The sequence below is a fragment of the Cupriavidus sp. 05T313 genome (assembly GCF_056396665.1).
Window position 1 is genome coordinate 1 of record NZ_JBFTLX010000256.1, and the last position, 11,108, is coordinate 11,108.

Here is an 11,108-nt window from a genome sequence, read left to right on the forward strand (position 1 = left end):
ATGTCGTACGCACTTGGGTGCAATAACCATCGCCGATCAAAGAAACTGCGACCAACCCCACAGGGGGTGAGCTTCCCCCGAAATTTCGCCTTCCAAGAGGTGAGGTATAACCTCAACCAGTTGGAAGGAAGCGAAATGCGAAAGATACCGAAACAGGAATTCACTGCGGAGTTCAAGGAACAGGCCGTCAGGCAACTGCGTGCCGGGAAGACGACAGGAGAGCTGGCTGCGGAATTGGGCGTGTCTGATCAGACACTGCGCAACTGGCGCAAGGCCGCCGAGGCCGGCAAGCTCAATGGGGCTGGTGCCAAGCCTGTGACTGCTGAACAGATGGAGCTGTCGCGCCTGCGCGCGGAGAACAAGCGCTTGGCGATGGAGCTTGAAATCGCAAAAAAGGCAGCGGCGTACTTCGCGAGGGACCTTCTGTGAAGTACGCCTGGATCGAGCGGGAACGAGCCACCTATCCGCTGGTGATTCTCTGTAATGTCCTGACGGTTAGTGTGAACGGCTATCGGGCCTGGAAGCGCGGCGGCACACCGTCGCGCAAGCGCCTGACCGATACGCAAATGATGGCGTTGATCCGCGCGACCCATGCCCAGCTCAAAGGCGCATATGGATCGCCACGCATGCTCCGGGAAATCCGTGCGCGAGGCTTCCCAGCCTCCAAGGAACGGGTCGAGCGGCTGATGCGCGAGAACGGCATTCGCGCCCGGCACAAGCGGCGCTGGCGGGCAACGACGAATTCCAGGCACTCGCTGCCGATCGCGCCGAACCGACTGGAGCGCAACTTCACGCCCGCCGCGCCAAATCAGGTTTGGACGGCGGACATGACCTACATCTGGACCGACGAAGGCTGGCTGTATCTGGCCATCGTGCTTGACCTGTTCAACCGCGAAGTGGTTGGCTGGTCGATTCGGCCCCGGATGACGGCAGATATCGTGACAGATGCGCTGGCGATGGCTTGGTTCCGCCGCAAGCCCGCACCGGGATTGATTCACCACTCGGACCGAGGCAGCCAGTATGCTAGCCAGGCCTTCCAGGCCAAGCTGGTGGATTACGGCATGGTCTGCTCGATGAGTCGCAAAGGGAACTGCGGCACAGTACCTCCGGGACTGGGAACACCCACGGGACATGGCGGCTTGACTCCCTTACCCTTGGAAGGCGAAAAACAAGGGGAATCTCAGGGGATGTCGTACGGCCCGTTGGGCGCAAGAGCCACCGCCGCTCAAAGAAACCGCGAGCACCCCCACAATAAGACACATCCCCAATCCCTCAAAACACCCCCCCCTCACTAACCACCCAATCCATCGGCAAATCATGCTCCTGCGGCTCCAACGCAATCCGGCAGGCCTCATGCCCGATGCCGATCGCAACCGGCGCGTTCCCGCCGGCAGCCAGCGCCGCCAGCGTGCGGTCATAGAACCCACCCCCATAGCCCAGGCGGAACTTATTCGCGCTGAAACCGACACATGGAATCAGCAGGGCGTCTGGCAGCAAGGGCGGCGTGCCGTCGGGCACGGGAATGCCGTAATGCCCGGCAATCATCGGCGTAGCCGGCTCCCACAGGTGGAAATCCAGCGGCGAGCCCGGCCGGCTTACCACCGGCAGGGCCGCTTGCCGCCCGGGGGCGCTGGCCAGCCAGCGCGAGACCACGGCACGGGCGTCGAACTCTTGCTGGATTGGCCAGTAGAAGCCCAGGCGATGCACGGGCAGGCGCTCCAGCAGTGCGCTCAGCGTGGCTTCGATGCCGGCATCTGCGGCGCTGCGCTGTGGCAATGCGCCGCGCAGCGCCAGCAGCTGGCGGCGCAGCGCCGCTCGCTGCACGCCGGGATCAGGCTTTCCGGGCTCGCCGGAGGGGTCGCGAACGTCGTCGCTTGGCATGGCTGCGTGGGATAATGTCTGCGGTTGACCAAACATTGCACGGTCGGACGAGCGCCCTCGAATGGGCTTGCCCGACCGTCACAACAAGGAAGAAGAATGCCGAAGGGAGTATATCCGCAGCGTGCGGCCAAGGCCGCCCTGGCGGCAATCGCGTGCGCGCTGCTCGCCACGCCGGTATTTGCGCAGAAGAAGCCCCAGCCGCAACAGCAACCGCAGTCGCTCACCATCCCGAGCAACCCCGACGACGCTTTCGTGGCGCTGCGCGAAGCCGCCCGCAAGAACGACGTGGTCCGCGCCGACGCCATCTCCGCCACCCTGGTGGACTACCCGATCTCGTCCTACGTCGAGTACTTCCGCATCAAGCCGCAGATGTTCGACGCCAGCGGCCTGGCCCGTATCGACGCCCCCGACGACCAGGTGCGCGCTTTCCTGCAGCGCTACAAGGGCGAAGCCATTGCCGACCGCATGCGCAACGACTGGCTGCTGGTGCTGGGCAAGAAGCGCGACTGGGCCAATTTCGACGTCGAATACCCGCAGTTCGTGCTCAAGGACGATACGCAGGTCGAATGCTATGCGCTGCTGTCGCGTGCGCTCAAGGGCCAGAACGTGGCGGCGGATGCACGCGCCGCGCTGAGCGATCCGAGGTACTACGGCGAAGGCTGTGTCGACCTGATCGGCTACCTGGCACAAAGCCGCCAGATCGAGCCCAGCGACGTGGCTTTCCAGGCGCGCCAGGCGCTCGAGCAGAACTATGTGACCCTGGCCGCGCGCATCGCCGCCACCGCGCCTGACACGCGCGGCGACAGCAACACGCTCGCCACCGTGGTCAAGATGGCGCGCAACGATCCCGCCCAGGCCGCGGCTTTCCTGAGTGCCAACGCCGGCAGCCTGTCGCGCGACGAGCAGGGCTCCGGCTGGGGCGTGATCGGCCAGTTCGCGGCCAAGAAGCTGGCGCCCGAAGCCGCCGGCTACTACCGCCGCCAGATCGACCAGGGCGGCAACCAGTGGCTGTCCGACGAAACCCAGGAGTGGCGCGTGCGCGCCGCGCTGCGCCAGGGCGACTGGAAGCAGGTGCGCCAGGCTGTGGAACTGATGCGCCCCGAACTGCGCGCCAAGGACCCGGCCTGGACCTACTGGTACGGCCGCGCGCTCAAGGCGGACAACCGTGGCGCCGAGGCCGAGAAGCAGTTCCAGTCGATTGCCGGCCAGTTCAGCTTCTACGGCCAGCTGGCCAGCGAGGAACTGGGCAATCGCATCGTGCTGCCGGCCCGCACCCAGGTCAGCGATGCCGAGGTCAACGCCATGCGCACCCGCCCGGGCTTCCTGCGGGCGCAGAAGTTATACGATCTCAACCTGCGCTTCGAGGGCAACCGCGAGTGGAACTGGGAGCTGCGCGGCATGACTGACCGCCAGTTGCTGGCCGCCGCCGACTACGCCCGCCGCATCGAGCTGCTGGACCGCGCAGTCAACACCGCCGACCGCACCCAGGCCGAGCACGACTTCTCGCTGCGCTTCCTGATGCCGTACCGCGACATCATGCAGCGTGCCACCGACGAAGTGGGCCTGGACATGGCATGGGCCTACGGCCTGGTGCGCCAGGAATCGCGCTTCATCATGAACGCGCGCTCCTCGGCGGGCGCCCACGGGCTGATGCAGGTGATGCCGGCCACCGCCAAGTGGGTCGCACGCAAGATCGGCATGTCGGACTTCTCGCCGTCGATGATGAGCGATCCCAATGTCAACATCATGCTTGGCACCAACTACATGAGCATGGTCTTTACCGACCTGGACAGTTCCTGGACGCTGGCATCGGCTGCCTACAACGCGGGTCCCGGCCGACCCAAGAGCTGGCGCTCCAGCCTGCAGCGCCAGGTCGAGGGCGCGATCTTCGCCGAGACCATTCCTTTTTCGGAGACCCGGACCTACGTCAAGAACGTGCTGTCCAACGCCACGTACTATGCTGCATTGATGAGCGGCCGGCCGCAGTCGCTCAAGGATCGCCTGGGCATGGTGGCACCGTCGCAGGTCACCACCACCAGCCTGCCCTGAGCCTCAGGGGCGCGCGGTCTGCCGGCCAATGCGGTTGCCGGTGCGTTCACCAGCCCTGGAGAACGCGCCAGTCATGCCTTGCCACGGAGAAATCCATGCAGATCAGCAATGTTCTAGTGATCGGAGGGGCCGGCTTCGTCGGCAGTCATCTGGTAGCCCGGCTGGCAGGCGTTGCCACCGCATCGGCCACGCCGCTGGAGCCTGGCACCGTCGTGGAGCCGCCCCTCGACCCTGAACGCATCGTGGTCGCCACCCGTGACGCGGAGCACGCGCAGCACCTGCTGCTGCTGCCACGGGTGGAGGTGACCGGGCTGGACGTGAGAAACGATGTCGCGCTGGACGCGGCCATCGGCACGCTCGGCACCGAGGGCATCGTCGTCAACCTGATCGGGATTCTCCACGGCGAACGCGCCGAGCCCTACGGCGAGGCTTTCGCCTTTGCGCATGTGGAGGTGCCGCGGCGCATCGTGGAATCCTGCAGGCGCACCGGTGTCCGCAGGCTGTTGCACATGAGCGCGCTGGGCGCCGACAGCTCGGGCCCGTCGATGTACYTGCGCAGCAAGGGCGACGGCGAGCGCGTCGTGCGCGACAGCGGCCTGGACTGGACCATCGTCCGGCCGTCCGTGATCTTCGGCCCCGACGATCATTTCCTCAATCTCTTCGCCCATATGCAGCAACTGGCGCCGGTGGTGCCGCTGGCCTGCGCGCAGGCGAAATTTCAGCCGGTGTACGTGGAGGACGTGGCGCAGGCCTTCGTCAACGCCATGGCCGCGCCGGCTACCATCGGCCGCGCCTACGACCTGGCGGGACCGCAGGTCTATACGCTGGAGGAACTGGTGCGCTATGCCGGCCGCGCCAGCGGCCATCCGCGCCCGGTCCTGCACCTGCCTGACGCGCTCGCGCGCGTGCAGGCGGCCATGCTGGAACATTTGCCGGGCGCGCCGGTGATGTCGCGCGACAACCTCGACTCCATGCGGCTCGACAGCGTCATGCACGGGGCTATCGCGCCCGAACTTGGCCTGCGCCAGCCGGTGGGGCTCGAAGTGGTGATGACCGACGTGCTGGCGGGCCGTGGGCACGAGAGCTATATGCAGGTTCTGCGGCGTAGCGTATATCGCTGAGCCATCAGCCGCCCGGCGCGGCCGGGCGCAGGTTGATCAGGCACCCGGCCAGGCTGCCCGCTTGTGACCTGGATTCACATCGCTGCGAGCGTAATTCGCTTTGAGGGGCTCGGCGCGGCTGGCTACAATGGTTCGTTCGCCGGCGCGTTGTCCCGCCCGCCCCATCGCGTGGCGGTTTGCCCCGGCCTCACTCTCCCCCATGTTTCCTGCAAGGATTTCGCGATGAAGCTCGTCATCGGCAACAAGAACTACTCGTCCTGGTCGCTGCGCCCCTGGTTGCTGATGCAGCATGCCGGCATCGCCTTCGAGGAAATCAAGGTGCGCCTGTTCGCGCCGGGGTTTGAGGAAGCCGTCGCGCAGCACTCGCCCACGGGCAAGGTGCCGGTGCTGGTCGATGGCGACATCACCGTGTGGGATACGCTGTCGATTGCCGAATACCTGGCCGAATCCTTCCCCGAGAAGCAACTGTGGCCTGYCGACCGCGCGCAGCGGGCGTACGCGCGCTCGATCTGCGCCGAGATGCATTCGGGTTTCGTCAACCTGCGCAGCCAGTTGCCGATGAACGTCACCGCGGTGCTGCCGGGCCGCGGCTGGAACGTGGCGGTACAGCGCGATGTCAGCCGCATCGCCACGATCTGGTCCGAGCTGCGCGCGCGCCATGCCGCCGACGGTCCGTTCCTGTTCGGCACCTTCACCATCGCCGATGCGTACTTCGCGCCGGTGGTCAGCCGCTTTGCCACCTATGGCATCCACCTGCCCGATGCCGCCAAGCAATACGCGGACTTCATTCTCGCGCTGCCGGCCATGCAGGCCTGGATCGCCGATGCGCGCGAAGAGCGCGACTTCCTGGCGTCCGACGAGCCCTACCGGCTGGCCCCCGATCGCGCCGACGCGATCGTGATCAACCATTGAGCATGTCCATGCAGGTGTATGCCGTAGGCGGTGCCATCCGCGACGCCTTGCTGGGCCAGCCCAGCCAGGACCGCGACTACGTCGTGGTGGGCGCGACCCCGGCCGAGATGGAAGCCGCCGGCTACAAGCCGGTGGGCAAGGATTTCCCGGTCTTTCTCCATCCCCGGACCAGGGAGGAGTACGCGCTCGCCCGCACCGAGCGCAAGACCGCGGCGGGTTACAAGGGCTTTGCTTTCTACTGCTCGCCGGACGTGACGCTGGAAGACGACCTGGTGCGGCGCGACCTCACCATCAACGCCATGGCGCAGGCGGTGGACGACGGCGGCGCGCTCGCCGGCCCCGTGATCGATCCCTACGGCGGACAGCGCGATCTTGCCGCGCGGCAGTTCCGGCATGTATCGGATGCCTTTGCCGAAGATCCGGTGCGCATCCTGCGCGTGGCGCGCTTTGCCGCGCGTTTCATCGATTTCACCGTGGCGCCCGAGACGCTGGTGCTGATGCGGCGCATGGTGGAGGCCGGCGAGGTCGACGCGCTGGTGGCCGAGCGCGTCTGGCAGGAACTCGCGCGCGGCCTGATGGAGGCGCGGCCCTCGCGCATGTTCGAGGTGCTGCGCGAATGCGGCGCGCTGGCGCGCCTTCTGCCCGAGCTGGACCGGCTGTGGGGCGTGCCGCAGCGTGCCGATTACCATCCCGAGGTGGATACCGGCGTGCACGTGATGATGGTCGTGGATACCGCCGCCGCGATGGGAGGCTCGCTGGCGGTGCGCTTTGCCGCGCTGGTGCATGACCTGGGCAAGGGCACTACGCCGGATGATGTGCTGCCGCGCCATCTCGGACATGAGCAGCGCAGCGTGGAATTGCTCGAAGCCGTCTGCAAGCGCCTGCGCGTGCCGACCGACTGCCGCGATCTGGCGGTGGTGGTGGCGCGCGAGCACGGCAATATCCATCGTTCGGAGGCGTTCGGCGCGGCGGCATTGACGCGCCTGCTGGAGCGTTGCGATGCGCTGCGCAAGCCGGGGCGTTTTGCGCAGGCGCTGCAGGCATGCGAGGCCGATGCGCGCGGGCGGCTCGGGTTCGAGGACCGGGAGTATCCGCAGACGGCGCGGTTATTGATGGCGCTGGAGGCGGCGGCTTCGGTGGATGCGGGGGCGGTGGCGCGGGAATGCGCTGACAACGTCAGCCTGATCAAGGATCGCGTGCATGCGGCGCGGGTGGCGGCGGTGGCGGCGCGGCTGGGAGAGTAGGGGGCCGCTACAGCAGCTTTCCTACCAGCAACGCCACCATCGACAACAAGATCGTCGAAGCAAACGGCAACACAATCTCCCGTCCGAACAACCGGAACCGCAGGTCCCCCGGCAACCGGCCCAGCCCCAGCTTTTGCAGCCACGGCAGCGCCGCCGATAGCACGATGACGGCCAGGAAGATGGTGAAAGTCCAGCGCAGCATGTTGGCGTGCCTGAGGTGAGGTGCCTGGACTATAGCGCGTGGCTGCGGTCGCCGCGCGCGAATCCCGCCAGCGGCAGCGCCGCATCGAAGTCGCGGGTCAGCGCGATGACCTTGAACAGCTCGCCCATTTCGGCCTCGGACAGCAGCTTTTGCACCGCATTGGCCGCAGGCAGGAAATTGCGCGTGTCGTTGGGGTCCAGCGCCATCAGCAACTCGGTGATGCCGGCATTCATCAGGAAGCGCGCCTGCGAGGCGAAGCCGGCGACGGTCAGCCCGGCATCGGCGGCGGCGTGGGCGATACCGCTGAAGTTGACGTGGGCGGTGATGTCCTGCAGGCCGGGGTAGAGGAAGGGATCCGGGTGGGCGTGATGGCGGTAGTGGCACATCAGCGTGCCGCCGACCCGCTGCGGATGGTAATACTCCGCAGTGGGAAAACCGTAGTCGATCAGGAATACCGCGCCACGCGTCAGCATCGTACCCACCGCCCGCATGAAGCCTTCCGCCTCGGCGTGGGTTTCGGTGACGATGTCGTGGTCGCCGGGCACGGCGTGCAGCGCTTCGGGCAGGGCGTCGGCTGCTACCGGGCGGTCGGAAAAGACAAAGGCGGCGTCCGTTTCACCGGCATCGTCGTCCCGGCGGGCTACGCCGCGCTCCAGCCAGCGGCCATGGCTGCGGGCAAACAGCCGCACCGGCATGGCATCGAGCACTTCATTGCCGACGACGATCCCTTCGAAATGTCCGGGCAGCGTATCCAGCCAGCTCACGCGCGGCGCCAGGTGCGGGGCGCGTTCGGCCAGCGTGGCCTGCTGGCGCGCGCGCAGCTCGCCGGACAGTTCGACGATGTCGTAGCGCTCAGGCAACTGGCCTTCCTGCTCCAGCGCGAGCAACAGGTCGGCGGCGAGCCGGCCGGTGCCGGCGCCAAATTCCAGCAACTGCGACAGGCCCTGCGCCAGCAGCGGCGCGAACTGGCGTGCGAGCGTACGGGCGAAGAACGGGCTCAGTTCGGGGGCGGTGATGAAGTCGCTGCCGTCGCGCGCGTCGCGGCCGAACTTGGCGGCGCCGCCGCTGTAGTAGCCCAGGTCGGGCGCATATAGCGCAAGCGCCATATAACGGTCGAAACCAAGCCAGCCGCCTGCGTCGTCGATGGCCTGGCCGATGTGCGCGGTCAGCGCGGCGGACGCCGAGAGTGCGTCCGCGGGGGGAAGGGGTAAACTAGCGCCTTTGTGCATACCGCGATTGTAGCAATGCCAGCCTCCGAATCTCCTGACTCCGCATCGCCTGCCGGCGCCACCGCCGCCGCAGCCTCCGCTACCCCCGCGCGCGGCGTTGCGCTCGTGACCGGCGCCGCGCGCCGGCTCGGGCGCGTGATCGCGCTGGAACTGGCCGCCCGCGGCTGGGACGTGGCGGTCCACTGCCACCGCTCGCTGGCCGAGGCCGAGACGCTGGCCGGGCAGATCCGCGCCGGCGGCCGCCGGGCGGCGGTGCTGCAGGCTGACCTGGCCGACGAGGCGTCCACCGCCAGACTGATCGCTGCCTGCAGCGAAGCGCTGGGCGTGCCGACCTGCCTGGTCAACAATGCCTCGCTGTTCCAATATGACGTGGCGACCAGCTTTTCCTATGCCTCGCTCGACACGCATATGCGCACCAATGTGGCCGCGCCGCTGCTGCTGGCGCGCGAAATGCATCGGGCGCTGTCGGACAAGCAGCGCGGCGTGGTGATTAACCTGCTCGACCAGAAGCTGGACAACCTCAATCCGGATTTCCTGTCATACACGCTGTCCAAGGCGGCGCTGCAGACCGCCACGGTACAACTGGCCCAGGCCCTGGCGCCGAAGTTGCGCGTGGTGGGCGTGGCGCCGGGCATCACCATGGTTTCAGGCGACCAGTCGAGCCCCGGCTTCAAGCGCGCCCACCGCATGACGCCGCTGGGCCAGTCGTCCACTCCCGAGGACATCGCGCAGGCCGTGGCCTACCTGGCCGAGGCGCGCGCCGTGACCGGCACCACGCTTTACGTCGACGGCGGCCAGCACCTGATGCCGCTCGCGCGCGACGTGATGTTCCTGACCGAATGACGTACCCGGCGCGCGTCCCAGACCGCGCGTGCCTTTTCCTACTTTTTCCCCTCTCTCCATCATGACCATGCTCGCCGCCCTCACACACCCCAGCCTGCAGGACTGCCGCCGCATGTTCCTGCGCAACTACGAAGTGCAGATCAATATCGGCGTGCACGAATTCGAGAAAAAAGGCGAGCAGCGCGTGCTGATCAATATCGACCTGTTCGTGCCGCTGGCCCAGAGCACGCCGCACGACGACAAGCTGCAGGAAGTGGTGGACTATGACTTCATGCGCAACACCGTGGCCGAGCGCATGGCGCAAGGCCACGTCCACCTGCAGGAAACGCTGTGCGACGACGTGGCGCGCGCCATGCTCAAGCACCCCAAGGTGCGCGCCGTGCGCGTATCGACCGAAAAGCCCGACGTCTACCCGGACTGCGATTCCGTCGGCGTCGAGGTTTTCCATATCAAGAGCGAGTAAGCCGGCCGGCGCGGGGAGGCCGGCCACGGTAAAATACCCGGTTGTCCGGCCCCGGCAGCCTGCATGTGATGCAACTGCCGCACTGTGCGCCGCTTCGCCTTTTCCTTGTTGTCTCCGTCGCCCCGTCGCCTTATTGCCATGACCGCCACCACGCATTCCAAGAACTTCTTCCGCCTGGAGACCTATCTCCAGTCGCAGACGGGCCGTGCCATCGGCGATTTCAAGATGATCGAGGATGGCGACACGGTGCTGGTGTGCCTGTCTGGCGGCAAGGACTCGTACACCATGCTGTCGGTGCTGATGGCGCTGCAGAAGCGCGCGCCGGTCAAGTTCAAGCTGATCGCGATGAACCTTGACCAGAAGCAGCCGGGCTTCCCCGCGCATATCCTGCCCGCCTACCTGAAATCGGTGGGGGTGGAATATGTGATCGTCGATGCGGATACCTATTCCATCGTCAAGGAGAAGGTGCCCGAGGGCAAGACTACCTGCTCGCTGTGCTCGCGGCTGCGCCGTGGCGTGATCTATCGCACCGCCAAGGAACTGGGCGCCAACAAGATCGCGCTGGGCCACCACCGCGACGACATCATCCAGACCTTTTTCCTGAACCTGTTCTTCGGCGGCAAGATGAAGGCGATGCCGCCCAAGCTGGCCACCGACGACGGCCAGCATATCGTGATCCGTCCGCTGGCCTACTGCCCGGAAAAGGACATCGCCGCCTACGCGCGCGCCATGGAGTACCCCATTATTCCGTGCAATCTGTGCGGTTCGCAGGAGAACCTGCAGCGCAAGAAGGTCAAGGAGATGCTGGTCGAGTGGGAGCGGCAGAATCCGGGCCGCACCGACAATATCTTTGCCGCGCTGCGTAGCGTGGTGCCTTCGCATCTGGCAGATACGGATTTGTTTGACTTCAATGGGCTGGCTACCGGGTTGGCGAAGGTGGATGAGGCTGCGCTGTTTGGCGAGACCACCTTTTCGCAGCAGCCGTTGGTTTTTGCTGGTGGGATGGAGGAGAACAAGTTGGAGTTTGTTCGGTTTGAGAAGGGGGTGGTGGGTGGGGCTGTTGTTGAGTGAGGGTTTGTTGTTGGTTGCAACTTGCAACTTGCAACTGCCTAACGTCAACGTCAAAGGCTTAAAGTCAAAGGCAGTTTCACCACCCCTTCGGGG

At 66.1% G+C, this 11,108-nt stretch carries 10 protein-coding genes and 1 pseudogene; 8 read left to right on the forward strand and 3 right to left on the reverse strand.

Annotated elements, in window-relative coordinates; genetic code table 11:
* Window positions 1-135 precede the first annotated feature (135 nt).
* A pseudogene (locus tag AC1DKD_RS34455) lies at window positions 136-1,094 on the forward strand (IS3 family transposase); the annotation flags it as partial.
* A gap of 178 nt (window positions 1,095-1,272) precedes the next feature.
* On the opposite strand, the gene AC1DKD_RS34460 reads toward AC1DKD_RS34455, so the two are convergent.
* The gene (locus AC1DKD_RS34460) at window positions 1,273-1,881 is read right to left on the reverse strand and encodes a 5-formyltetrahydrofolate cyclo-ligase (RefSeq protein WP_441635695.1); all 609 of its coding nucleotides are present in this window, start codon (window positions 1,879-1,881) and stop codon (window positions 1,273-1,275) included.
* Window positions 1,882-1,977: 96 nt separating this feature from the next.
* Here AC1DKD_RS34460 and AC1DKD_RS34465 point away from each other — a divergent pair, with 96 nt between their 5' ends.
* From AC1DKD_RS34465 to AC1DKD_RS34480, 4 genes are all read left to right on the forward strand, one after another.
* A complete protein-coding gene (locus AC1DKD_RS34465; protein WP_441635697.1) occupies window positions 1,978-3,930 on the forward strand; it encodes a lytic transglycosylase domain-containing protein in 1,953 nt (650 codons plus the stop codon).
* A gap of 95 nt (window positions 3,931-4,025) precedes the next feature.
* A complete protein-coding gene (locus AC1DKD_RS34470; protein WP_441635698.1) occupies window positions 4,026-5,051 on the forward strand; it encodes a complex I NDUFA9 subunit family protein in 1,026 nt (341 codons plus the stop codon).
* A gap of 222 nt (window positions 5,052-5,273) precedes the next feature.
* Window positions 5,274-5,963: a glutathione S-transferase family protein gene (locus AC1DKD_RS34475; protein WP_477144278.1), complete on the forward strand. Its 690-nt coding sequence runs from the start codon at window positions 5,274-5,276 to the stop codon at window positions 5,961-5,963.
* An 8-nt stretch (window positions 5,964-5,971) separates the two neighbouring features.
* On the forward strand, window positions 5,972-7,207 hold the full coding sequence (locus AC1DKD_RS34480; RefSeq protein ID WP_441635702.1) for a multifunctional CCA addition/repair protein: 1,236 nt from the start codon (window positions 5,972-5,974) through the stop codon (window positions 7,205-7,207).
* Between the two features lie 7 nt (window positions 7,208-7,214).
* On the opposite strand, the gene AC1DKD_RS34485 is transcribed toward AC1DKD_RS34480, so the two are convergent.
* Together AC1DKD_RS34485 and AC1DKD_RS34490 are read right to left on the reverse strand one after the other, a co-directional pair.
* The gene (locus AC1DKD_RS34485) at window positions 7,215-7,409 is read right to left on the reverse strand and encodes a DUF2905 domain-containing protein (protein WP_035870430.1); all 195 of its coding nucleotides are present in this window, start codon (window positions 7,407-7,409) and stop codon (window positions 7,215-7,217) included.
* Between the two features lie 29 nt (window positions 7,410-7,438).
* The gene (locus AC1DKD_RS34490; RefSeq protein WP_441635704.1) at window positions 7,439-8,638 is read right to left on the reverse strand and encodes a class I SAM-dependent methyltransferase; all 1,200 of its coding nucleotides are present in this window, start codon (window positions 8,636-8,638) and stop codon (window positions 7,439-7,441) included.
* Window positions 8,639-8,653: 15 nt separating this feature from the next.
* On the opposite strand from AC1DKD_RS34490, the gene AC1DKD_RS34495 reads away from it, so the two are divergent.
* The 3 genes from AC1DKD_RS34495 (at window position 8,654) to ttcA (ending at window position 11,015) form a co-directional block, all read left to right on the forward strand.
* Window positions 8,654-9,481: an SDR family oxidoreductase gene (locus tag AC1DKD_RS34495; protein WP_477104705.1), complete on the forward strand. Its 828-nt coding sequence runs from the start codon at window positions 8,654-8,656 to the stop codon at window positions 9,479-9,481.
* A gap of 61 nt (window positions 9,482-9,542) precedes the next feature.
* Window positions 9,543-9,944 (forward strand): dihydroneopterin aldolase, encoded by a 402-nt coding sequence (locus AC1DKD_RS34500; RefSeq protein WP_035870426.1) that lies wholly within the window; start codon window positions 9,543-9,545, stop codon window positions 9,942-9,944.
* Window positions 9,945-10,082: 138 nt separating this feature from the next.
* A complete protein-coding gene (gene ttcA / locus AC1DKD_RS34505; RefSeq protein ID WP_045236154.1) occupies window positions 10,083-11,015 on the forward strand; it encodes a tRNA 2-thiocytidine(32) synthetase TtcA in 933 nt (310 codons plus the stop codon).
* Window positions 11,016-11,108 lie beyond the last annotated feature (93 nt).